Origin of the sequence: Cryocola sp. 340MFSha3.1 (assembly GCF_000383315.1) — a bacterium.
Taxonomy (GTDB): Bacteria; Actinomycetota; Actinomycetes; order Actinomycetales; family Microbacteriaceae; genus Leifsonia.
Map to the genome: position 1 here is coordinate 871,684 of NZ_KB911087.1, position 23,263 is coordinate 894,946.

Sequence of the window (23,263 nt, forward strand, 5' to 3'; positions counted from 1 at the left end):
GACTCGTCTGCATACATGAAAAGTTCTGTACACACGTACCGACGGCCGAAGCGGGCGATCGTGACGCCGCCAGCCCGCATCCCCCTCCCATCCGGCAGGATGAGCACATGCGCATCGCCGACTTCCCCCGCCCCGACACCAACGCCTCCCGCGCGGCCCTCGAGATCGCGACCGAGTACCACACGCCCTCGCTGCTGAACCACGTGCAGCGCTCGTGGCTCTGGGCGGAGGCGTTCGCGGCCGTGCGCGGGTTCGAGCCCGATCACGAGCTGCTCTACGTGTCGGCACTGCTCCACGACCTCGGCATCGCGCCCGAGTTCGACAACAACACGCTCGCCTACGAGGATGCGGCCGGTCACGTCGCCATCGCCCTCACCGCGGGCGCGGGATGGCCGGCCGACCGCCGCGTGCGCGCCCACGAGGTCATCGTGCGGCACAACTGGCCGGAGGTCGACCCGGCGATGGATGTCGAGGGGCACCTGCTCGAGATCGCGACCGCCCTCGACATCTCCGGGGCACGCGACGGTGAGCTTCCCGCGGAGTTCCTCCGAGAGGTGGTGACCGCGTACCCGCGGCTGGAGCTGGCCGCCGAGTTCGGCTCGTGCGTCGCCGACCAGGCCGAGCGCAAGCCGGACACGTCCGCCCGCCGGCTCGTCGACGGCGGGGTGCAGCGGAAGCTCCGCGACAACCCGCTGGAACGTATCCTCGAAGGGTGACCCTCTCCCTCGCCGAGCGCCCGACGCTGCCGCCCACCCGGCTGGCGGAGTCGGAGTGGCGTTCGCGCGAGCAGGCGCACATCGAGCGCGCCGACGCGCTGACGGCCGCGCACCGCGAGCGGGCGGCACGCGGCGAGAAGCACCCGGTGTGGGACTTCCTGTTCACCTACTACTCGTACGCGCCTGCGCAACTGCGCCGCTGGCATCCGGGCCCGGGTGTCGAGCTGGAGGGAGCGGACCAGGATCCGCGTGCCGCCTGGCGCTGGTACACAGCCGGGTCGGTGCCCGGCTCACTCGTCGTCGACCGCGTCGGCCTGGAGCACGAGAAGGCGACACTGCTGCGGGGCGTCGAGCGCATCCTCCGTTCGACGGCCGCGCGGCCGGGACGGTTCGGCTGCTTCGGTCTGCACGAGTGGGCGATGGTCTACCGGCAGGACGAGCACCGGCATCCCGTGCCGTTGCGTCTCGGTCAGGATGCGACGGATGCCGTGGTCGACTCGCACGAGCTGCGCTGCACCCACATCGACGCGTTCCGGTTCTTCACCCCGGACGCGGTGCCGCTCAACCGGTTCGCACCGACGCGCGAGACGCAGCCGGAGCTGGAACAGCCGGGATGCCTGCATGCCGGGATGGATGTCTACAAGTGGGCGATGAAGCTCGGCCCGCTGGTGCCCGGTGAGCTGCTGCTCGATGCGTTCGAGCTGGCCCGCGACATCCGGCTTCTCGACATGCAGGCCTCGCCCTACGACATGCGGCCGTGGGGCGCGGAGCCGGTCGCCATCGAGACCGCGGAGGGCAAAGCCGAGTACGTCCGGCGGCAGCGCGCGTTCGCCGAGCGCTCGAATGCACTGCGAGGCCGCATCCTCACCGCGTGGCGCGGCGACGAGGCCGCGCCCGACCCCGCACGCCCGGCCGGCTGAACGCATCCACCCGGCCGCCTCTCAGGTCTCGGCTCAGCCGCCCTTCTTCTTCCCCGGCGACGTGGGCGTCGGCGTGCTGCCGCCACCCGGCGTCGGGGTGCCCGTCGCGGCACCGCCCTGCCCGTTGCTGATCGTGAGCGTCACCGAATCCCCGTCCTCGAGCGATGCACCGACGGCGGGGTCGCTCGAGGCGACCGTCCCGGCCGGCTGGTCGCTCGGCACGGGCGCGGAGTCGACGGTCACGTCGAGACTGAGGCCCTCGAGCAGCTTCTGCGCCACGTCCGGGGCCTTGCCCGTCACATCCGGCATCGTGATCTGCTCGCCGTAGAGCACAGCGTCCGTCGGCTCGGTGAAGTCGCCGCCGCCGTACGCCGCGTTCAGGGCCTTCAGGATCGGCTTGGCGATCGAGAACTTCACGTTGCCACCCCCGATGCCCTTGAAATACAGCGAGCGGAGGGGCGTCGAGCCCGAGACGTTCCCGACCCACGTGGCCGTCGCGACCTTGGTCGTGGATGTGATGAGCCAGTTCTCCAGCGAGTCGTCGGTGGTGCCGGTCTTGGCCATGATCGGGATGTCGTCGTACGGGTTGGCGCTCGCCGCCGTCCCTCCGCCCTTGATGACGCCCTCCAGCGCGTAGGTCACGCCCGCCGCGATCTCCGGCTTGAGGCCCTGCGTGCAGGTGGTCTTGCTGACCTTGTGGTCGCTGCCGTCGGCGTTCACCACCCGGTCGATCGCCACGGGCGTGCACACCACGCCGTTGTTGGCGATGCCCGCGTAGGCGGTGGCCATCGTCAGCGGCGAGATGTAGTTCGTCCCGAGGATCATCGACGGCGTCTGCACCCACGGGTTGCTCTTCGAGGCGGGATGCACGCCGAGTCCCTTCGCCGCGTTCACGATCGAGCACAGGTCGACCTTCGTGCCCATCTCGGCGAAGGCGGTGTTGACCGATTCGGCGGTCGCGGCCATCACCGAGAGCCGGCTCGCCGATCCCTCGTCGTTGGTCACCGGCCAGTCGGGGCCGTCGATGTTCGCGCAGGTGTTGGTGAAATCGGAGGTCGGGAAGACGTGCTGCGAGGCGTTCACCGTCTCGTAGAGGCTGTGACCGGCCTCCAGCCATGCCGCGAGGTCGAAGGCTTTGAACGTCGACCCGGTCTGGAAGCCCTGCGATCCGCCGTAGTCCTCGTCCGTGTTGTAGTTCACGGCCGTCGTGCCGTCGATGGGTGTGTCGGTGTTGTTGAAGCTGCGGTTCTGCACCATGGTCACGATGCGGCCGGTGCCCAGCTCCAGCGCCACGTTGCTCGCGCCCAGGTCGATGCCCGGACGGGAGGCGGGGATGTACTTGCTGAGGGAGGCCTGCGCCACCTGTTGCAGGTCGAGGTTGAGGGTGGTGTAGATCTTCAGGCCACCGCGGTTGAGGGTCTGCCAGCGGTCGTCCGCCGTCGCGCCGTACGCAGGATCGTTGAGGATCACGTCGCGGACGTAGTCGCAGAAGAACGCGGCGTTGTACTGCTGCGCCGCCGCGCATCCCTGGGTCGTCGGCGTGATCGCCGGCTGGATGGGCGTGGCCTTCGCCGCGTCGCGCTGCTGTTTCGTGATCGTGTGCGTGATGTACATGCGGTCGAGCACGTAGTCACGCCGCTCCTTGGTGAGCTTGTAGCCGTTGGCGGCGCCGTTGTCCTTGCTGTCCGGCTGGTCGATGCGCAGGTTGGCCGGGTTGTTCAGGATGGCGGCGAGCGTCGCCGCCTGGGCCAGATCCAGCTTGGCGGCGGTGGTGTTGAAGTAGTACTGGGCAGCGGCCTGAACGCCGTACACCTGGCCGCCGAAGCCGACGACGTTGAGGTAGCCGGTGAGGATGTCCTTCTTGCTGTAGGTCTTCTCCACCTCGACCGCGTAGCGCATCTCCTGGACCTTGCGCTGGAGGGTCACTCCCGCGGCGTCGGCGTAGCAGGCCTGCACCTTCTTCTGGCTGGTGAGCGCCTCGCACTTCTCCACTTCGACGTTCTTCACGTACTGCTGCGTGATCGACGACCCGCCCTGCACGTCACCGCCCGCGACCGTGGAGACGGCACCGCGCAGGGTGCCCCAGATGTCGACGGCCCCCTCTGTGTAGAAGCGGGGGTCCTCGGCCGAGACGGTCGCATCCTTGACGGTCTGGGCGATCTGGTCCCAGGTGACGTCCTGCCGGTTCTGGGCGTAGAACGTGGCGATCGGCACATCCTGACCGCCCTGCTTGGCGTACACCGTCGAATTCTGGGCGAACTGCTGGATGTGCAGGTCCGCCGGGAGCGCGTTGAAGTCGCTGGCGCCGGCCGCCGCGGTCACGCCGATTCCCAGGAAACCGGGCAGCACGAACAGGGAGCTGAGCACGGCAGCGACGAGCGCGAGGCCGAGGAACTGCGCGATGAGCCCGCCGCGGGTGCGCGCGGGCTTCAGCTCGAAGCGCTTGACGGGTTCCAGCCGCTCGTCGATGGCGGCCAGGCGGGGATTGCGGGGTCGATCGGATGCGGGCACGCCTTCCAACAAACCAGCCGACCCTGGATGAGTCCAGGGGTTTGGGTGTGCGTCGCTTTGGAGACGTTCAGGATGCGCACATCCCGCCCCGCCCGGTGGGTCGCAACACGCCGTTACGGCGCCCGCCTCCGGATCCGTGGGTCGCAACACGCCGTTACGGCGCGCGCATAACGGCGTGTTGCGACCCACGGACGCGTGGCGGCTAACGCACGAAGCGCCGGCCCTGCGAACAGGACCGGCGCTTCGTGGGAGGTGCGGGGCGGGTTACGCCGCGAGCGGGAGTGCCGCCGGAGCCGCGGCGACCCGCAGGTCACCGGCCTCGGCGTCCACGATCACGCGGCCGCCCTCGGAGAGCTCGCCGCTGACCATGAGCTCGGCGATGCGGTCGTCGACCTCGCGCTGGATGACGCGGCGGAGCGGGCGGGCGCCGTACTCCGGCTCGTAGCCGGCGTCGGCGATCCAGGCGACCGCCGCATCCGTCGCCTCGAAGGCGATGTCGCGGGCGGACAGCCGGGAGGCCGTCGCGGTGAGCAGCAGGCGGACGATGTCGCGGAGCTGCTCGGCATCCAGCTTCCGGAACAGCACGATCTCGTCGATGCGGTTCAGGAACTCGGGGCGCATGGCCTCGCGCAGCTTGCCCATGACCCGGTCGCGGATGTCCTTCTCCGAGGAGAAGCCGTCCGAGCCGGCCGGGACGAAGCCGAGCGCGCCGCTCCGCGACGCCAGGAACTCCGAGCCCAGGTTGGAGGTCATGATGACGACCGTGTTGCGGAAGTCGACCGTCCGGCCCTGGCCGTCGGTGAGGCGGCCGTCGTCGAGCACCTGCAGCAGCAGGTTGAACACGTCCGGGTGGGCCTTCTCGATCTCGTCGAACAGCACCACCGAGTACGGGTTGCGGCGCACGCGCTCGGTCAGCTGACCGGCCTCGTCGTAGCCGACGTACCCGGGAGGGGCGCCGACCAGGCGCGCGACCGTGTGGCGCTCGCCGAACTCGCTCATGTCGAAGCGCAGCATCGCCTTCTCGTCGCCGAACAGCGACGACGCGAGCGACTTGGCCAGCTCGGTCTTCCCCACGCCCGTCGGGCCGAGGAAGAGGAAGCTGCCGACCGGGCGGCGCTCGTCACCGAGGCCGGTGCGGTTGCGGCGGACGGCCTTCGCGACCGCGACGACCGCGTCGTCCTGACCGATGACACGGTGGTGCAGCTCCGACTCGAGACGCGCAAGGCGCTCACGGTCGGCCTCACCGATGCGCGACACCGGGATGCCGGTCGACCGGGACACGATGGCCGCGATCTCGGGCTCGCCGACGACGGCCTCGACGCGCGGGGCGGAACCGAGCTCGTCCAGCGAACGCTGCACGGCCTCGATCTCGTCACGCAGACGCGACGCCTCCTCGTAGTGCTCGGCCGCGACGGCGGAGTTCTTCTCGGACTCCAGCGTGGCCAGGCGCTCCATCAGAGCGGAGGTGTCGACGCGCTTGCCCAGCGACAGGCGCAGACGCGCTCCGGCCTGGTCGATCAGGTCGATGGCCTTGTCGGGCAGGAAGCGGTCGGAGATGTACCGGTCGGAGAGCTCCACGGCGGCGCGGATCGCGTCGGCCGTGTAGGTCACGCCGTGGTGCTCCTCGTACGCGGCACGGAGGCCGTCGAGGATGAGGACCGCGTCCTCCACCGACGGCTCGCCGACGGTCACCGGCTGGAAGCGGCGCTCCAGCGCCGGGTCCTTCTCGATGCGGCGGTACTCCTTGAGCGTCGTCGCGCCGACCAGGTGCAGGTCGCCGCGGGCCAGACGGGGCTTCAGGATGTTGCCCGCGTCCATCCCGCCGGACTCGCCGGACCCTCCGGCGCCGACCACGGTGTGAAGCTCGTCGATGAACACGATCAGCTCGTCCTTGCCGTCGCTGATCTCGTCCATGAGCTTGGTGAGCCGCTCTTCGAAGTCGCCGCGGTACCGGGTCCCTGCGACCATGCCGGCGAGGTCGAGCGAAACGACCTTCTTGTCCTGCAGCTGCTCGGGCACGTCGCCGGAGACGATCGCGCGGGCGAGGCCCTCGACGATCGCGGTCTTGCCGACGCCGGCCTCACCGACCAGCACCGGGTTGTTCTTGGTGCGGCGGGAGAGGATCTCGACGGTCTGCTCGATCTCGTCCAGACGTCCGATCACCGGGTCGAGCTTGCCGTCCCGGGCGAGCGCGGTCAGGTCGGTGCCGAACTGGTCGAGCATCGGGGTCTGCGAGTCGTCCTGCGCGGCGTCCGCGTCGCCCGGCTGGCCGGCGCCGACGGTGGTGCTCTGACGCATCGCCTCGGTGAGGGCCTCCGGCGTCACGCCGGCGGCCTGCAGCACGCGACCGGCCGGGGCGTCCCGCCCGATCACGAGCGCGAAGAAGACGTGCTCGGGGTCGATGTAGGTCGAACCGGAGGCCTGCGCCACCTGGTACGCGTGGAAGAGGGCGCGCTGGAGCGGCCCGGTGATGGATGCGCCGTCCGCCTGGATCACGTCGCCCGCGGCGGGCAGGCGCGACTCGGCGGCCTCGGCCACCCGGGAGGGGTCGACGCCGATGCGGCGCATGGCGTCGGCTGCCGGCTCCTGCTCGGCCATCACGCGCAGCACGTGCAGCGCGTCGAGCTCGCTGTGGCCGTGCTGCAGCGCGAACCGTCCGGCCTCCGCCAGGATCTCCTGGGTACGCCGGCTGAGGAAGCGGCTGATGTCGATGGAGCGTGCGTTACGCGCACGCTCACCCGCGAGGTACCGGGCGAGGAACTCGTCGAACGAGTTGGCGCCGTCACCGTCGGGAGTGAAGTTCTCAGGCACGTGTTCTCCTGTTTCTGAAAGTTGAGCCTTGTGCACTCAAGTCCAACGCAGGAGGGACGGCCTTATTCCCGCGTGCCCGTTTCCGTCATGCCCCGAAGCCTCCCCGACGCGTCACTCACCCGAATCGAGGGCGTCGAGCGCGGCCACATCCTCCGCCGACAGCTCGAAGTCGACATCGGCGTTCTCGCGGATGCGCTCGGGCGTCGTCGACTTCGGCAGCGGCAGGATGTCCTTCTGCAGCAGGTAGCGGATGCTCACCTGGGCCACCGACTTGCCGTACTTGTCGGCGATCTCCTTGATGTCGCGGTTGTCGAGCAGGCGCCCGGTCGCGAGCGGCGAGTAGCCCTCGACGAGGATGTCGTGCTCCTTGCTGTACGCCGTCGTCTCGGGCTGGGTGTTCCCGACGAACCAGCGGATCTGGTTCGCGTGCGGCACCACCTCGGTGGCGTCGATCAGCGACTCGAGGTCGGCGACTTCGAAGTTGCTGACGCCGATCGAGCGGGTCCGGCCCTGCTCGTAGAGCTCCTCGAAGACCTTCCACACCTCGATGTTCCCGGCCCGGTTGTCGCTGCCGATCGCGTTCCACGGCCACGGCGCGTGGATGAGATAGAGGTCGACCGGGCCGAGGTCGAGCAGCGCGGTGGACCGGTCGAAGGCGTGCCGGGCACCCTCCGCATCCTTGACCTCGGCGGGGCACTTGGTGGTGATGAAGAGTTCCTCGCGGGGGATGCCGCTGTCGCGGACCGCGCGGCCGACGCTGGCCTCGTTGCCGTAGGCGCGCGCGGTGTCGATGTGCCGGTAGCCCGCGTCGAGAGCGGTGCGGACCGAGTCGTACGTCTCGGAGCCGTCAGGGATCTGCCAGGTGCCGAACCCGATCTTCGGGATGGTGACGCCGTTCGACAGGGTGAAGGTGTCGGTGAGTGCGGGCATGCGTTGTTCCTCTCTCGGAAGGATGCGGTGCCGCACATCGTAGCCCGCGCGCGGATTCAGTCCACCGGCTCCGGGCTCCCGTTGCGGAGGTGCTCGTAGACGACGCTGGTGCGCACGTCGGCGATCTCCCGGCGCTGCGTCAGCCGGTCGATCACGAACGCGTACAGGCTCTCGTTGTCGGCGACGGCGACGTGGACGATGAAGTCCTCGTTGCCGCTCGTGACGAAGACGCCGAGGGTCTCGGGAAGTGAGGCCACCCAGTCACGGAACCCCTCGATGACGGGCCGGGACGGCGGACGGATGCGCACGGCGATGAGCGCCTGCACGGGCCGGCCGATGGATGCAAGGTCGACATCGAGCACCGCCCCGCGGATGATTCCCCTGCGCCGGAGCGCCCGCGTCCGTTCCAACGCGGTGCTCGGCGAGACGCCGACGGCCGCGGCGACGTCGCGATTGCTCTTCCGTGCATCCGACTGCAGTTCGCGCAGGATCGCCCGATCAAGTTCGTCCATGACGCCCAGGATAGAGCACGCGCCGAACGAAGTTCGGAGTTCAAGCGCTGTCTCCTCGGATTCTGTAGCTTCGTCCCCATCCCACCGAACGAGAGGACGACGAATGGCGGATCAGGTCGGCTTCCTGCCCGACGAAGTGGACACGGCGGCGCCCACGCGTGCGGCGCGCTTGAAGTGGGTCGTCGTCGTCGACGAGTCCCTTCCGACGGGCATCGCGGCCAACGCGGCGATCTGTACCGCAGCGGCGACGGCTGCGGGCGTCACCGGGCTGCTCGGACCGGACGCGGTGGATGCGGACGGCAGCACGCATCCCGGGCTCCCGTGGGCGGGATGCTCGGTGCTTCGCGCGAGCGGTGAGCAGCTGGCGGCGATCCGGGCGAAGGCAGACGCATCGGAGGGCGTCTTCGTCGCGGACATGCCCGCCGCCGCCCAGCTGACGCGGGTCTACGACGAGTACCTCGAGACGGTCGCGGGGACAGCATCCGACGCGCTCCCCTATTACGCGGTGAGCGTGGTGGGTCCCCGAAACCGCGTCGACAAGATCGTGGGGCGGCTCGCCCTGCTCTGAGTGCGCGGCCCCTGCCCAGATGTCGGTGCCCCGCGGTAGCGTCGCCCCCATGCAGATGGTTCTCGTCCCCGGTTTCTGGCTCGGCGCCGACGCATGGCGGGAGGTGATCCCGGCCATCGAGAGTGCGGGCCACACGGCGCATCCGCTCACGCTTCCCGGCCTCGAGTCGCGCGACACCGACCGCAGCCGCATCCGTGTGCGCGACCATGTGGATGCGATCGTGCGCGCCATCGACGAGCTGGGCGGCGACGAGCGGGATGTGGTGCTCGTCGGTCATTCCGGCGGCGGCCCCCTGGCCTATGCGGCCACCGGCGAGCGTCCCGATCGCATCGCGCGCACGGTGTACGTCGACTCCTGGCCGCTCGGGCCCGGCGGGTCCGTCGCACCCGACCTGCCGGCGGCCGACGGCCAGGTCGAGCTTCCCGACTGGGAGGACTTCGAGGACGCCGACCTCATCGACCTGACCGACGAGCAGCGGGACGAGTTCCGCCGGATCGCCGTGCCGGAACCGGCCGATGTCGTCGCCGGTCCGATCGAGCTCGCCGACGACTCCCGCCGACGCGCGGTGCCGGCCACCATCGTCGCGTGCGAGTTCACGCCCGCCGACCTGCGCTCGTGGCTCGACGGCGGCGAGCCGGCCGTGGCCGAGGTCGGGCGCCTGGAGCGCTGGGACGTGCTGGAGCTGCCGACCGGGCACTGGCCGATGTTCACCCGGCCGTCAGAGCTGGGCGCGCTCCTGGCAGAGCTCGCGGACCGCTGAGCGCTGCGAGATCGCCGTAGCCATGACGGAGATGCTGGATCGCGACGAGGCGCGCCGCATCGCGGTGCGCGCGCAACGGCTCGACGCCGAACGGCCGCTCGGCCTCGTCCCTTTGGTCGAGCACCTGACCTTCCTGCAGCTCGACCCGACCGCCGCCATCGCCCCGAGTGCGGACCTGATCTCCTTCACACGACTCGGGGCGTCATACCGTCCTGAGCAGCTCGCCGAGGCGGTCGAGCACGACCGCACCCTGTATGAGCTGAAGTCGCAGGACGACCCTGTGCAGCCTCCGTTCGCCATGGTCCGCCCGGTGACCGATCTCGGGCTGAACCTGGACCGGATGTCGGCCGGTCCCATCCACCGCGGGTGGCGGGCGTGGCTCGAAGCGAACCCGAGGTTCCGGCGCGACGTGCTCGACCGGCTGCGCGACGCGGGTCCCCTGCTCTCGAAGGACATCCCGGACACCGCCGAAACGCCCTGGCAGTCGAGTGGATGGACGCACGAGAAGAACGTCACCCACATGCTGGAACTGCTGCAGGGTCTGGGCGAGGTCGCCGTCGCCGGGCGGATCGGCCGCCAGCGCACGTGGGACCTCGCCGAACGGGTGTACCCGACCGGCATCGAGGTCGTCCCGGAACCGGAGGCGACCCGGCTGCGCGATGAGCGCCGCCTGCGCGCCCTCGGCATCGCCCGTCCGCAGCTCGTCGGAGACGCGGGCGTCCCCGTGCGCGTCGAGGGCAGCGACCGCGAGTGGCGGGTCGATCCGGCCGCTGTCGGGCACCCGTTCGCCGGCCGCACGGCGCTGCTGTCGCCCTTCGATCGGCTCATCCACGACCGGGTGCGGTCGCAGGAGCTGTTCGGGTTCGAGTACCTGCTGGAGATGTACAAACCGGCCGCGAAGCGCCGCTGGGGCTACTTCGCGCTGCCGATCCTGCACGAGGACCGCCTGGTCGGCAAGCTCGACGCCGCGGCGGACCGGAAGGCCGGTGTGCTGCGCGTCGCCGCGGTGCACGAGGACGAGCCGTTCGGCCCCAGCACACGCGACGCCGTCGATGCCGCGATCGACGACCTGACCGCGTGGCTGGGGCTGACGGTCACCCGAGACTGACCGCCCGGCGGCGCCGGACCGACCTGCAGCGCCCGGTCAGGCCGCCGCGTCCTTGCCGTGCGGGTCGGATGCGTTGAGCACCTCGACCACACGGTCGTAGTCGCCGCGCGCTTCGCCGTAGCGCAGGAACTTCACGCGCTCCACCTGGAGCTCCTTCGCGTCGGGCTGCGTCTCGATGAGCGTCATGACCTCGCCAACGAACTCGTCGAGCGGCATGGCGAACTCACTCGCCTCCTGACCGGGCAGGAGGCCCGTGCGCACCGCGGGAGGCTCCAGCTCCACGATCCGCACGGACGTGTCGGCCAGCTGCAGCCGGATGCTCTCGCTGAGCATGTGGATGGCCGCCTTGCTGGCGTTGTAGCTGGGCGTCGCCGCGAGCGGCGTGAACGCCAGACCGGACGACACGGTGACGATGGTCGCATCCGGGCGGGTCTGCAGGTGCTCGACGAAGGAAGCGATCAACCGGATCGGCCCGAGGACGTTGGTGGTCACGACCGACTCGGCGGAGTCGAGGAATCCGGCGGGCGTGTGCCAGTCCTCGACGCGCATGATTCCGGCCATCGCGATCAGCACGTTGAGGTCGGGATGAGAGGCCAGCACCTCGGCGGACGCGGTGCGGATGCTCTCGGCGTCCGCGGTGTCGATCCGGACGGTGTCGATGCCGGGGTGCTCCGCGGCGATCCGCTCGAGCAGCTCGGTGCGTCGGCCGCCGACGATGACGGAGTTGCCGCGCTCGTGCAGAGCCACGGCGAGGGCGAGCCCGATGCCGCTGGTGGCGCCGGGGATGAAGACGGTGTTCCCTGTGATGTTCATGCCTCCACTGTGCGAGCGCCGCGCCAGGCGAGGAAGTGGAGCGGTCATCCAGGGATCGCCGATCCCTGGATCGCGGCAGCGGTCGGCGTCATCATGGAGGGATGGACCGTGCCGCACTCGCCGACTTCCTGCGCCGCCACCGCGAGATGCTGCGCCCGGAGGACGTCGGACTCCCGAACGGACTCCGCCGTCGCGCGCCCGGGCTCCGGCGCGAGGAGGTCGCCATGCTCGCCGCGATGTCCACCGACTACTACACGCGGCTGGAGCAGCGCCGAGGCCCGCAGCCCAGCGAGCAGATGCTGTCGTCGCTCGCCCGGGCGCTCCGCCTCACCGACGACGAGCGCGACTACCTGTATCGGGTCGCGGGTCACAACACCCCCGACCGGTTCTCGGGCGGCGGCCACGTCTCCCCCGCGCTGCAGCGTGTGCTCGACCGGCTCGAGGACACCCCGGCGCTGGTGCTCTCCAATCTCGGCGAGACGCTCGTCCAGAACCGCATGGCGGTCGCGCTGCTCGGCGACCGCTCCGGTTACACGGGTCTCGCCCGCAGCGAGTACTACCGCTGGTTCACCGATCCGGAGAACGCGCGAGCGCAGTACCCGGAGGAGGACCGCGCCCGACAGAGCCGTGCTCAGGTCGCCTCGCTGCGCGATGCGTACGGCGCGCTCGGTCCGCGCTCGCGCGCCGGCGAGCTGGTCCGGGCTCTGCTGGCGGAGAGCCCGGAGTTCGCGGAGCTGTGGGAGCGTCACGAGGTCGCCCGTCGCTTCGAGGACCACAAGACCCTTCTCCATCCCGAGCTCGGCGCGATCGAGCTCGACTGCCAGGCGTTGTTCACCGAGGACCAGTCGCAGTGCCTGCTGGTGCTGACGGCCGCTCCGCGCACCGAGGCCGCCGAGAAGCTGGCGCTGCTCAGTGTGCTGGGCACCCAGTCGTTCGCCGCCGCGACACCGCGGGAGTAGCCTGGCCGCGTGGGCGAAGCGCGATGGAGCCGGGACGACGCGGTCATCCGCTGGCTGCTGGAGGGCGACCCCGCCATCCGCTGGCAGACGCTGCAGGATCTGCTCGGGGCGCCGGCGGACGAGGTGGCCGAGGAGCGCTCCCGCGTCGAGCGTGATGGCTGGGGCGCCGAGCTGCTGCGCCGCCAGGACGACCGCGGGACGTGGGGCGGCACGGTGTGGAAGCCGGAGGACCGCGACGCCACAGACAGCGTCGTGCTGCTGCTCGGGCTGTTCGGCGCGGAGGGCGAGCGGACGCGCGAAGCCATCGACCGCGTGGCCGCCAACGTCGACTGGGGCGAGGAGTGGGATGACAGCCCTTTCTTCGACGGAGAGATCGAGCCCTGCATCAACGGCCGGGTGCTCACCGCGGCGGCGGCGCTCGGCCGGCCCGCGGACGTTCTCGTCGAGAAGCTGCTCGACGGCCAGCAGACCGACGGCGGGTGGAACTGCTACGCCGAGACGAAGGATGCGCCCGGCTCGTTCCACAGCACGATCTGCGTCGTGGAGGGCCTCGCCGCCTATCGCGATGCGACCGGGCGCACCGATCTGGACGATCCGCTGAAGCGCGGTCAGGATTACCTGCTGGTGCGCGGGATGATGCGGCGCCGGTCCACCGGCGAGCTGATCGACGAACAGTGGCTGCGCTTCTCCTTTCCTTATTACTGGCACTACGACGTGCTGCGCGGACTCGACCACCTGCGCGCCTCCGGCCTCACGGCCGAGGGCTGGATCGCCGAGCGCATCGCCGAAGCGGTCGAGGCCGTGCTCTCCCGCCGCGGCCCGGACGGCCGATGGGCGCTCGACCGGCTGCTGCCCGGCCGGCCGGCCATCCCGCTCGAGGAGATCGGCGAGCCCAGCCGCTGGAACACGCTGCGGGCCTTGCGCGTGCTCGACTGGGCGGGCGTACAGTCCAGGACATGACCGCTCGCACCCTGCTCCTGATCCGGCACGGCGAGAGCACGGCGAACGTGGCCGCGGCTGCCGCGGAGGTGGCCGGAGCCGAAGTGATCTCCGTCGAGGCGCGCGACCCCGACATCACGCTCTCGCCGCTCGGCGAGCTGCAGGCCGCCGCCCTCGGCGCCCGGCTCCGCGACGCGCTCCCGTCGGACGCCGTTCTGTTCAGCTCGCCCTACCGTCGCGCCATCCAGACCGCCCGGTTCGCGCTCGGCGAGGAGGTGCCTCTGCGGCTCGACGAGCGCCTGCGCGACCGCGAGCTCGGCATCCTCGACCGCCTCACCGCCCTCGGGGTGGAGCGGCGGCTTCCGCTGGAGGCCGAGCGCCGGCGCTGGGCGGGCAAGTTCTACTACCGCCCGCCGGGTGGCGAGGCGTGGACGGATGTGGCGCTGCGCATCCGCTCGTTCCTGCGCGATCTTCCCGAGACCGGCACGGTCGTCGTGTTCGCCCACGACGCCGTGGTCAGTCTTTTCCTGTACGTGCTGCTGCGCATGACCGAGGGGCAGCTCGCCGAGCACCTGCTGACGCATCCCGTCGCGAACGCCTCGGTCACCGAGCTGACCGGCGACGGCGCCGAGTGGACGTTGCGGGCATTCGCCGACGACGCCCATCTCGCGGTGGCCGGACTCCCCGCCACCCAGCACCCCGGCCAGGCGCGCACCGATGCGTGAGCGCACGACGACGCCCGCACCGGAGCGCGTCACCCCCGAGCTGCTGCGCGCCTGGCCGCTGCCCCAGCCGTCCGGATCCAAGCGGTCCCGTGGCGAGGTGCTCGTGGTCGGCGGTGCCCTGCGCTCCCCCGGCGCCGCCTTGCTCGCCGGGCGTGCGGCCCTGCGGATCGGAGCCGGGAGGCTGACGCTCGCGGTCGGCGCGTCCGTCGCCGCCCCGGTCGCCGTGGCCCTGCCGGAGTGCGGCGTCGTGCCCCTTCCCGAGACCTCGTCCGGAAGCGTGCGCGGTGCCGGTGTCCGCGCCGCGGCCGCCGACCTGGCGTCCGCAGACGCCGTCCTCATCGGGCCGGGACTGGACGACGCTGCGGAGACCGCCCGGATGCTGCCCCGCGCCGCACACGCCGCAGGCCACGACACCGTGCTCGTCCTCGACGCCTACGCCCTCGGAGCCCTCGCCGGGCATCCGCGGCTGGTCGGGAACGTCCCGCGCATCCTCACTCCCAACACCGAGGAGGCGGCGCGGCTGCTCGGCCGGGACACCGACGACCTGGATGCCGACACTTTCGAACTCGCCCGCCGCTACCGCGCGACCGTAAGCTGTTTCGGACGGGTCGCCTCCCCCGACGGCCGGTTGCTGACCGTCGGCAACGGGGACCCCGGCCTCGGCACCTCCGGCAGCGGGGATGCGCTGGCCGGCGCGATCGCCGGGCTTGCCGCGCGCGGCGCCGACCCTCTCCAGGCCGCCGTGTGGGGCACCTACCTGCACGCTTCGGCGGGCGACGCGCTCGCCGCGAGTGTCGGCCGGCTCGGCTACCTGGCCTCCGAGATCGTCGACCGCCTCACCGTGGAGCTCGACGCCCTCTCCTGACCCCGGCGGCAGTTCGGCATCAGCCGCGGAATATGTCTAGCCGCGCGAACAGGTGCGGCGTTACTCTCAGCCCACATCCAGGCTCGCCGAGCTGGAGTGGAGAGGGGAAACCGAACATGGACTGGAGCAACTTCTGGAGCGTCATCTGGCTCTTCTTCTGGAGCTTCGCCTTCGTGGCCTATCTGTTCGCACTGTTCGCGATCATCAGCGACCTGTTCCGTGATCACAAGCTGAACGGGTGGTGGAAGGCGCTGTGGATCATCTTCCTGATCTTCGTGCCCTTCCTGACGGCGCTGGTGTACCTGATCGCCCGCGGCCCCGGCATGGCGGAGCGCAACCAGAAGGAGGCCAGGCAGTATCAAGCGGCCACGGACGACTACATCCGGCAGGTCGCCGGATCGAGCCCGGCGGACGAGATCGCCAAGGCGAAAGCGCTGCTCGACAGCGGCGCGATCACTCCCGATGAGTTCGCGCACCTGAAGGCGCACGCACTCAGCAGCCACGGTGCGACGGGCGGGTCGGCTCCGGCCGCCTCCGCAGCGGCACCCGCGGCACCCGCCGCACCGGCCGGACCGGCGACACCGCCGCCGGCAGCGCCGACGGTCTGACCCCCGCGGTCGGGCGTTCGTCGTGACGAACGGGCGCGGCGCAGCAGTCGCCAGACGACTGCGGCGTCGCGTCCCGGTCCGGCCACGCCCTCCCGGCGGATGAGCCGGCGCACACGCGGGCCGCTTCGCGGCTCTTGACGCAGAAATGGAGCGGCTCATGACCCAGGATGCCCCCATCCCGGCACCGTCCTCGGCCCCGGCGGAGCCCGACCACCGGACCGGCCGACGCTGGCCCTTCTCGCGCAGGCGCAAGCATCCCGTCGCACCGGCGGAGCCCGTCGACCCGGACACCGAACTGGGGCCGGCCGGTGGCATGGGGCGCGGTGTGCGCATCCTGCTCGGCCTGGCGGCCGGTGTGGTGATCTCGTTCGGGATGGCCGCGATCGGCGGCATCCTCGCCCCGACCCTGCTCGCGCTCGTCCTGACCATCTGCGCCCAGCCGGTGCGGGTCTGGCTGGAGCGCCACGGCACCCCGCAGGGCCTCGCCACGGGCGCGGTCGGCCTGACCGTGTTCGCCCTCCTCGCCGGGTTCATCGCCGTGCTGTGGATCGCGACCGCGCAGTTCATCGGGATGCTCCCGCAGTACAAGCCGCAGCTCCAGCAGCTCGGGACGGAGTTCACGAACTGGCTCCAGAGCATCGGCGTCGGGCAGCAGCAGGTTCAGCAGATCAAGGCGGGTTTCGATCCGGGAACCTTCCTGTCGTTCTTCGGCGGCCTCCTCGGCAATGCGCTGGGGCTGGTCGCGTTCCTGGTGATCGTGCTGACGATGCTCATCCTCATGCCGGCGGATGCCGCATACACGCCGACCCTGCTCCGACAGCTGCAGCCGACCCGGCCGAACCTGGTCTACGCGTTCGGCGGCTTCGCGCACTCGGTGCGCCGGTACATGGTGGTCACCACGCTGCTCGGCATCGTGCAGGGCGTGATCAACGGGGTGGCGTTGTGGCTGCTCGGAGTCCCGGCCGCTCTGCTGTGGGCGATCCTGTCCTTCCTGTGCAGCTTCATCCCGAACGTCGGCTACTTCATCGCCATCGTGCCGCCGCTCGTCTTCGGGTTCCTGACCGGTGGGTGGGGCACGGTCGTGGCGATCATCGTGATCTACGGGGTGATCAACGCCGTCGTGCAGTCGATCGTCCAGCCGAAGGTGGTCGGCAACGCCGTCGCCCTCAGCCAGACGCTGACCTTCTTCTCCGTGCTGTTCTGGGCCGTGGTCCTCGGCCCGATCGGCGCCATCCTGGCGATCCCGCTGACGCTGCTCGTGCGTGCCGTGCTCGTCGACTCCGACCCGAGGTCGCGGCTGTGGCGCCCGATCATCGGCGACCTCACGCACACGCGCGAGCTCATGAAGGAGCAAGCCGTCGAGCGGAAGACGGAGCGCAAGCAGCAGCACGCGCAGAAGTAGTGGGGAGCGTCCGCGCCGCTAACGATCCTCCTGTTATTCGTCCGCGATGCGATTCAGGGGGTCGTCGTTGCAACGCAGCACTCGGATGTTTCTATTCTCGTCGGGGAAGTCGGGAAGCCCTCGCTCATAGTCGCTTCTGCTGTAGTGCGGACCAACGAGGTGATGCTCCTTCAGACAAGCGATGATTTTCGGAATGAGATCGATGTTCTCCGGATTTCTGAGCACAAGTGAGTAGACCAGACCGACCGTGTTCTCCCCGGAGGACTTCTCACACTCCGACACCTCGTTATTCGCGGCGTCTGTTTCTTGGGCCGGGTTCAGATCGAAGGTCGAGCCGCCGGCTTTCCCGTACGAGACCAGCACGTGTCCGAAGCCACTCACACACTTCCGAAGGCGTTCAACCATTTCGGCTTGCTCCGCGTCAGTGATCGTCCCGTCAGCCAACGCCTCACGCTCGGCCGTCGTGCGCGATTTGGCATACATGTCCGCGAGCACGGCCGCATATGGTCCGGTGAAGGTCGGACCGCCCGGTACCGTCGTGATCTGACTCGGAGGAGAAGGTGCTGACGGCTTCGAACCGGACGTGACACCCGACGTGGTGCACCCGGTCACAGTGACGCCAACGAGCAACAGCACCAACGCTACCTTTTTCATTCTCTCTTTGGCTCTCCGGGCTATTCGCCCTTGGCGAGGTTCAGGGGATCCTCGTTGCATCGCTGCACCTGAGCAGTTCGCTTCTCATCCGGGAAACGTGGAAGCCCGCGTTGGTAGTCGCTCTTGCTGAAACCAGGTCCGACCAGGTGATGCTTCTTCAGACAGGCAACGACCTTCGGTACGAGGTCGATGTTCTGCGGATTGACCACCATCTGTCCGTAAATCAGTCCGACCGTATTCGCCCCCGAAGACCACTGACATGACTCCACCGCTTCATTGCCGTCGTCGGGGTGTCGGCTTTCATCCAGGTCCTTGATCTCGTGTGCACCTGTCTTCGTGTACTTCTGCAGCTCGAACCCGCTGGCGGCCAGGCACGTTCGCAGACGCTCGATCATCTCCGCCTGCTCGGCATCGGTGATCGTGCCATCCGCCAACGCCTCACGCTCGAAATCCGAGCGGGACTTCGCGTACCTCTCCGCAAGCTCTGCCGCATACGGCCCGGTGAACTCCGGGATCGCACCGGCCGTCGACGTCGGGCTCGGGGCGACCGTTGCCGACGGACTCGACGGCGAATCGATTCTCGACGCGGTGCACCCGGTCAGTGCGGCACCCACAGCCGACAGCAGGACGGCAACGATCAGTTTTCGTTCGACGACGCGCAGGTGTGACACACCTATATAGACGCAGCCGTCTACCGAATATGACGGGAGGGGACTAGACCCCGCTGCCCTGCACGGACAGGTCGCCCCCGCCCTCGACGGTCAGGCGGCGGCCGATGCGGACCAGCTGCGGCTCCTCGGTGAACGCGCCCGCGAAGAGCGCCTCGCCCTTGCGGAAGGTCGGCGACTGCTCCAGCAGGTGGTGCGGAACGAAGCCGAAGACCTCGGCCAGCTCCGCGAGGTCGCGCGGCGAGTTCATGCGCATCAGGCCGAGGTTGTCGCACTGGGAGAGCACGTTCGGGTGGATCTTGGTCGGCCGCTGCGTCGACAGGAACAGCCACAGCCCGAACTTGCGGCCCTCCGCGGCGATCTGGATGAGCTGCTCGGTGAGCTGCGCCTCCACCGTGGTGCGTGCGACCGGCGGGCAGAAGTTGTGCGCCTCGTCGATGACGATGAGGAGCGGTCGCCGCTCCATCCGACGCTCCCACAGCTGTTCGAGGATGCCGAGCGCCGCCGCCTGCGGCTCCCCAGGGTGCGAGAAGCCGCCCAGATCGAGCACGGTGGCGCGCGGCCGCTCGTCGACGACCGAGGCCGCGGATCCACCGCCCATGGCCCACAGCGGCCAGTCGAGGATCTGCAGGTTGTCGATGCGCAGCCCGAGCCGCCGGTGGGCGGGGTCGTCCGCCTCGAGCAGCGAGCTGAGGAACGTCCCGCGCTCGAAGTGCTCCGGCCGCGCCTCCAGATGCAGCAGCGCGTTGAACTCCTCCGCGTCCGCGATGGGGTCGAGCCGGCCGACGGCTCCCTTCGAGCGAACGCTGAGGTCGATGAAGCGGATGCGCACCTGCGGCTCCCGCGGCGTGCTGGAGTGCAGCACGCGGATGTCGAACCCCTCCCACCGCTCGGCCGCGTCTCCGTCGGATCCGTCGCGTGTGTGCGCCAGCTCCACGAAGTCGGCGTTCGGGTCGAGCACGGCGACGGGCAGCTCGGTGTGCAGCAGCAACTGCTCCAGCACCACGCCCAGCGCGTAGGTCTTGCCCGAGCCGCTCTGGCCGCACCAGAAGGTGTGCCTGTTGAAGCGCGAACCATCGATGACGGCAGGCCGTTCCGGCGTCTCCACCGTGGTGCCGACAGTGAGCGGGATCATCCGGCTCGTCCCCCGTTCTGCGGCCGTGTCCCGTCCGCGTGGCGCCGATGCTAGCGCGGGGCCACCCGTCGCGGACAGACCGGAATCCGGCGGCCCCCTATCACTCCGGGCGGAGGTTCTCCGGGAGGGGGAACGGCAGCGTGTAGACGATCTGGGGCGCGTCGATGGCGCCGAAGTCGTCCTTCTTGACCACGATGCGGTCGGTGGAGACCTCGGTGATGCGCACGCGCATCCATCGGCCGTCGTCCAGGCGCAGCTCGTAGCGGTCGGCGAGGTAGCCGATGCCCGCCGACTCCAGCATCTCCTCGCCGGTGAGCCAGTCGGTCGGGCCGGACAGCTCGCGGCCGAGGAGGTCGATCGGCACGAAGCCGTCGCCGTCCGGGCGCAGCCAGCCCACGCGCTCGCCGTCCTCACGGCGGTGCTCGATCCACTCCTGCTCGATCTGTTCCCGCATCCTGCTTACCGTAGCGGCAGACCGCGACCTATGATGAGCGCGTGCTCGCCGGAAGAGCCGACGGCGAGGGCGGGCACGTCGCTCCCGAAGGAGGTGCGGCATGACTCTGGATGTCGCAGAAGCGGGTGAGCGCGCGGAAACCCCGCTCACTCCCGAGGAGCTGGCCGCGGCCGGGCGTGCCGCCCGGGCCACGCTGCCGCGCTCCGCCCACGCGGACTACGTGCCCCCACCCGGGCGCGACCCGATGGGCATCCTCCGCTCCCAGCACGAGGACCGGCTGCAGAATCTCGTCGACCTGCGGGTGGAGCGGATGAGCGCCGATGCGTTCGCCTTCTACCGGGGCACGGCGGCGATCCAGGCCGCCGACCTGGCCGCGGCGCCCACGACGGGTGCGGAGGTCGTCGTCTGCGGCGACGCCCACATCTCCAACTTCGGGATGTACCGCTCACCCGAGAACGCGATGGTGTTCGACATCAACGACTTCGACGAGTCGACGGTCGGGCCGTGGGAGTGGGACGTCAAGCGGATGCTCACCAGCATCGTCCTCGCCGGGAGGTCGCTCGGGATGTCGCCCGAATTCGTGCGGGACACGACGCGGTCGGCCGGGGAGGCCTACCGCCGCTGGCTGCAGGAGACGCTGACCGAGCCGCTGACCGCCCGCTACTTCACGCCGACCTCCGTGACGTCCGGCCACGGACGGCTCAGCGCGGACATGGAGCAGTTGATCCGCCAGGTCACCAAGGAATCGAAGAAGCGGACCACCGAGCATGCCGCGCGCCGCACGCTCCGCGCCGACGAGGACGGTGTGCTGCGCTTCGTCGACCGGCCGCCGATCCTGCGGCGGGCGGAGCCGGAGATCCAGGCGCTGGCCCAGGATGCGTACGACCGCTACCGCCGCACGCTCCCGCCCAACACCGCCCTCCTCGCCTCGCAGCTGCGCGTCGACGATGTGGCCCGGCGCGTCGTCGGGGTGGGCAGCGTCGGCACGCGCTGCTTCGTGATCGCGCTGCGCGGGCCGATCGGCGAGCCGGTGATCCTGCAGCTGAAGGAGGCGAGCGCCTCGGTCGTCGAACGGTTCGGCGGGGTGGCACCTCTCCCCGGCTACCTCGACCTCTCCCTGCTCCCGGACGACCAGGGCTACCGCGTCGTCGCGTGCCAGCGCATCCTGCAGGCGGTGTCCGACCCGTTCCTCGGCTTCATCCGGGTCGAAGGATTCGCCTTCTACCTGCGCCAGTTCCGCAACCGCAACGCGTCGTTCGACATCCCGTCGATGAACGCCGCACAGTTCTCGGACTACGCCCGGGTGTGCGCCGTCGTGCTGGCCCGGGCGCACGCGCGCTCCCCCAAGTCGGCATTCGTCTCCGGCTACCTCGGCTCCGGACCGGCGTTCGCCCACGCCGCGACGACGTGGGCGGAGCGATACGCCGATCAGGCGGAGGCCGACTACCGCGAGTTCGTCGAGGTCGCCCGAGCGGGAGGGTTCGCGGTCAGCTGACGGCGGGGCGGAGTCCCGCGGCGCCACGGTCGAGGAATGCCCGCACGGCGTCCTCGACCGCCGGGGTGTCGAGGTGGAGGCCGTGGCGGGCGTCGAGTTCGAGCAGCGTCGCGTTCGGGATGCCGCCCGCGAGCAGGCGCGCGTGCTCCAGCGGGGTGAGCACATCCCGGGTGCCGTGGATCACCAGCGTTTCGGCGCGGATGCGTGCCAGCGCGTCCGTCCCGTCGTGGTCCCTGCTGGCGGCGAAGTGCCCGCGGAGCGCCGGACGGCCGGCGACGCGCGAGAAGAAGCGGTCCACGTCGCCAGGATGCTCGGCCGCCCACGCATCGTCGAAGAACAGCGGCAGCATGCGGTCTCGGTCGCCGCTCAGAAGGTCGGCGATCGCCGAGGGATCGCGGCGCTGCGCTGTGCGGTCGCCGGCGGAGGTGGCGATGAGGACCAGCCGCCGCACACGCGCGGGATCCTCCGCGGCCATCCACTGCGCGACGCGGCCGCCCATCGAGTGGCCGACGACGTGGGCGGCGGCGACGCCTGCGGCATCGAGCACGGCGACCGCGTCGGAGGCGAACTCGCGCGTCGAGTAACGCGAGGTGTCGCCCTCGCCGCTGGCCCCGATCCCGCGATGGTCGAACACGATGACGCGGAAGTCCTGCGCCAGCGCGTCGGCGAACGGGCCCCAGCCGTGCATCCCGGTCGCCTGCCCGGCGATCAGCAGCACCGGCACCCCGACGCCGCGCTCGTCGAAGGCGATCGGCGTTCCGTCGTCCGCGGTCGCGAAGCTGCTCATGCGGGGATCGTGCGCTCCCGCACCGCGCGCGCACTCCACCGGCCGTCGGCCTTCTCGACCCGGATGCGGTGCTCGAAGGCCCGCGTGACGGTCTCCGTCGTGACCGCCTCGTCGATGCCGCCGCGCGCCACGATGCGTCCGTGCGCGATCAGCAGGGCGTGCGTGGTCGTCTCCGGCAGCTCCTCCAGGTGATGGGTGACCAGGACACTGGCGAGCTCCGGCGCCGTGTGCGCGAGCCCGTCGATCGTCTCCAGCAGCTGCTCCCGCGCCGCGACGTCGAGGCCGGTCGTCGGCTCGTCGAGCAGCAGCAGCCGGGGCTCCGAGATGAGGGCCCGCGCGATCAGCGAGCGGCCGCGCTCGCCCTGCGAGAGCGTGGGCCAGCGCGCCTCCCGGCGTTCGTCGAGACCGACCGAGTGGATGAGATCGTGCGCACGGCGGACCTCCTCCTCGGTCGGCTCCCACCGCATCGGCAGTTCCAGTGTGCCGGTGATGCCGGTGAGCACGACCTCGGTCACGGTGAGCGGCGACCGGACGGGGTGCCGCGGGTTGACGTGCCCGATGTGACGCCGCAGCTCCTGCAGCTCGACGCGTCCCAGCCTGCGGCCCAGCACATCCACGGTCCCGGAGGTCGGGAAGGTGAGGGCGCCGCAGAACCCGAGCACCGTCGACTTGCCCGCGCCGTTCGGCCCGAGCAGTGCCCAGTGCTCTCCCGCCCGGACCGTGAGGTCGATCCCGTCGAGGATCTGGGTGCCGTCACGGCGGAACGTGACATCGCGGAGTTCGAGGACGCTGTCTGCGGCGGTCGGGGTCACCGATTCACCCTATCCGGGGCAGCACCCTGTCCGGGGCGGCGCCCTATCGGGCGGCGAGGGCGTTGCGCATCCACCCGGTCGCCGTCAAGGGACTCGTCCGCACGCCCGCAT

23 protein-coding genes are annotated in these 23,263 nt (G+C 70.3%); 12 read left to right on the top strand and 11 right to left on the bottom strand.

From position 1 onward, the window contains the following. The first annotated feature begins 107 nt into the window (after positions 1–107). Positions 108–716 (top strand): HD domain-containing protein, encoded by a 609-nt coding sequence (locus tag H284_RS0104195; RefSeq protein ID WP_018190284.1) that lies wholly within the window; start codon positions 108–110, stop codon positions 714–716. After that, complete coding sequence (locus tag H284_RS0104200) at positions 713–1,636, top strand: hypothetical protein (protein WP_020075268.1); 924 nt, start codon at positions 713–715, stop codon at positions 1,634–1,636. Before H284_RS0104195 ends, H284_RS0104200 begins: the two co-directional genes overlap by 4 nt. A 33-nt stretch (positions 1,637–1,669) precedes the next feature. Here H284_RS0104200 and H284_RS0104205 read toward each other — a convergent pair whose 3' ends face one another. The 4 genes from H284_RS0104205 to H284_RS0104220 form a co-directional block, all read right to left on the bottom strand. Further along, positions 1,670–4,147, bottom strand: coding sequence for a transglycosylase domain-containing protein (locus H284_RS0104205; RefSeq protein WP_020075269.1), 2,478 nt, complete (start codon positions 4,145–4,147; stop codon positions 1,670–1,672). Between the two features lie 264 nt (positions 4,148–4,411). Beyond that, complete coding sequence (locus tag H284_RS0104210; protein WP_020075270.1) at positions 4,412–6,958, bottom strand: ATP-dependent Clp protease ATP-binding subunit; 2,547 nt, start codon at positions 6,956–6,958, stop codon at positions 4,412–4,414. Between the two features lie 111 nt (positions 6,959–7,069). Then, the gene (locus H284_RS0104215) at positions 7,070–7,888 is read right to left on the bottom strand and encodes an aldo/keto reductase (RefSeq protein WP_020075271.1); all 819 of its coding nucleotides are present in this window, start codon (positions 7,886–7,888) and stop codon (positions 7,070–7,072) included. Positions 7,889–7,944: 56 nt separating this feature from the next. Further along, positions 7,945–8,400, bottom strand: a complete 456-nt coding sequence (locus H284_RS0104220) for an Lrp/AsnC family transcriptional regulator (RefSeq protein WP_020075272.1) — start codon at positions 8,398–8,400, stop codon at positions 7,945–7,947. Positions 8,401–8,503: 103 nt separating this feature from the next. On the opposite strand from H284_RS0104220, the gene H284_RS0104225 reads away from it, so the two are divergent. Genes H284_RS0104225 through H284_RS0104235 form a run of 3 tightly spaced genes read left to right on the top strand, consistent with a single transcriptional unit; the run spans position 8,504 to position 10,836 of the window. Next, entirely contained in the window at positions 8,504–8,968 is a 465-nt protein-coding gene (locus H284_RS0104225; protein WP_020075273.1) for a DUF2000 domain-containing protein, read from the top strand. A 49-nt stretch (positions 8,969–9,017) separates the two neighbouring features. Continuing rightward, entirely contained in the window at positions 9,018–9,728 is a 711-nt protein-coding gene (locus tag H284_RS0104230; protein WP_020075274.1) for an alpha/beta fold hydrolase, read from the top strand. A 22-nt stretch (positions 9,729–9,750) separates the two neighbouring features. Next, positions 9,751–10,836, top strand: coding sequence for a DNA glycosylase AlkZ-like family protein (locus tag H284_RS0104235; RefSeq protein ID WP_020075275.1), 1,086 nt, complete (start codon positions 9,751–9,753; stop codon positions 10,834–10,836). Positions 10,837–10,872: 36 nt separating this feature from the next. Here H284_RS0104235 and H284_RS0104240 read toward each other — a convergent pair whose 3' ends face one another. After that, the gene (locus H284_RS0104240) at positions 10,873–11,649 is read right to left on the bottom strand and encodes an SDR family oxidoreductase (protein ID WP_020075276.1); all 777 of its coding nucleotides are present in this window, start codon (positions 11,647–11,649) and stop codon (positions 10,873–10,875) included. A gap of 101 nt (positions 11,650–11,750) precedes the next feature. On the opposite strand from H284_RS0104240, the gene H284_RS0104245 reads away from it, so the two are divergent. The 6 genes from H284_RS0104245 (at position 11,751) to H284_RS0104270 (ending at position 17,147) form a co-directional block, all read left to right on the top strand. Beyond that, entirely contained in the window at positions 11,751–12,608 is an 858-nt protein-coding gene (locus H284_RS0104245; RefSeq protein WP_020075277.1) for a helix-turn-helix transcriptional regulator, read from the top strand. A 9-nt stretch (positions 12,609–12,617) separates the two neighbouring features. Continuing rightward, positions 12,618–13,568 (top strand): hypothetical protein, encoded by a 951-nt coding sequence (locus H284_RS0104250; protein ID WP_020075278.1) that lies wholly within the window; start codon positions 12,618–12,620, stop codon positions 13,566–13,568. Next, positions 13,565–14,272 (top strand): histidine phosphatase family protein, encoded by a 708-nt coding sequence (locus H284_RS0104255; RefSeq protein ID WP_018190271.1) that lies wholly within the window; start codon positions 13,565–13,567, stop codon positions 14,270–14,272. Before H284_RS0104250 ends, H284_RS0104255 begins: the two co-directional genes overlap by 4 nt. Next, on the top strand, positions 14,265–15,137 hold the full coding sequence (locus H284_RS0104260; RefSeq protein ID WP_020075279.1) for an NAD(P)H-hydrate dehydratase: 873 nt from the start codon (positions 14,265–14,267) through the stop codon (positions 15,135–15,137). Before H284_RS0104255 ends, H284_RS0104260 begins: the two co-directional genes overlap by 8 nt. A gap of 116 nt (positions 15,138–15,253) precedes the next feature. Further along, positions 15,254–15,745, top strand: a complete 492-nt coding sequence (locus H284_RS0104265) for an SHOCT domain-containing protein (protein ID WP_020075280.1) — start codon at positions 15,254–15,256, stop codon at positions 15,743–15,745. A gap of 157 nt (positions 15,746–15,902) precedes the next feature. Continuing rightward, a complete protein-coding gene (locus tag H284_RS0104270) occupies positions 15,903–17,147 on the top strand; it encodes an AI-2E family transporter (RefSeq protein WP_020075281.1) in 1,245 nt (414 codons plus the stop codon). Positions 17,148–17,180: 33 nt separating this feature from the next. Here H284_RS0104270 and H284_RS0104275 read toward each other — a convergent pair whose 3' ends face one another. The 4 genes from H284_RS0104275 to H284_RS0104290 form a co-directional block, all read right to left on the bottom strand. Continuing rightward, complete coding sequence (locus H284_RS0104275; RefSeq protein WP_231371167.1) at positions 17,181–17,783, bottom strand: hypothetical protein; 603 nt, start codon at positions 17,781–17,783, stop codon at positions 17,181–17,183. Positions 17,784–17,821: 38 nt separating this feature from the next. Further along, on the bottom strand, positions 17,822–18,472 hold the full coding sequence (locus H284_RS0104280) for a DUF3558 domain-containing protein (protein WP_231371064.1): 651 nt from the start codon (positions 18,470–18,472) through the stop codon (positions 17,822–17,824). A 43-nt stretch (positions 18,473–18,515) separates the two neighbouring features. Further along, positions 18,516–19,604: an ATP-binding protein gene (locus H284_RS0104285; protein ID WP_020075284.1), complete on the bottom strand. Its 1,089-nt coding sequence runs from the start codon at positions 19,602–19,604 to the stop codon at positions 18,516–18,518. Positions 19,605–19,704: 100 nt separating this feature from the next. Then, positions 19,705–20,058 carry a hypothetical protein gene (locus tag H284_RS0104290; RefSeq protein WP_020075285.1) on the bottom strand — a complete coding sequence of 118 codons (354 nt, stop codon included), beginning with the start codon at positions 20,056–20,058 and terminating at the stop codon, positions 19,705–19,707. Positions 20,059–20,158: 100 nt separating this feature from the next. Here H284_RS0104290 and H284_RS0104295 point away from each other — a divergent pair, with 100 nt between their 5' ends. Beyond that, positions 20,159–21,553 carry a DUF2252 domain-containing protein gene (locus H284_RS0104295; protein ID WP_020075286.1) on the top strand — a complete coding sequence of 465 codons (1,395 nt, stop codon included), beginning with the start codon at positions 20,159–20,161 and terminating at the stop codon, positions 21,551–21,553. Here H284_RS0104295 and H284_RS0104300 read toward each other — a convergent pair. Both H284_RS0104300 and H284_RS0104305 read right to left on the bottom strand, forming a co-directional pair. After that, the gene (locus H284_RS0104300; protein WP_020075287.1) at positions 21,546–22,340 is read right to left on the bottom strand and encodes an alpha/beta fold hydrolase; all 795 of its coding nucleotides are present in this window, start codon (positions 22,338–22,340) and stop codon (positions 21,546–21,548) included. The genes H284_RS0104295 and H284_RS0104300 overlap by 8 nt on opposite strands. Continuing rightward, a complete protein-coding gene (locus H284_RS0104305) occupies positions 22,337–23,152 on the bottom strand; it encodes an ABC transporter ATP-binding protein (RefSeq protein WP_020075288.1) in 816 nt (271 codons plus the stop codon). The genes H284_RS0104300 and H284_RS0104305 overlap by 4 nt, the downstream gene beginning before the upstream one ends. Positions 23,153–23,263: the final 111 nt, after the last annotated feature.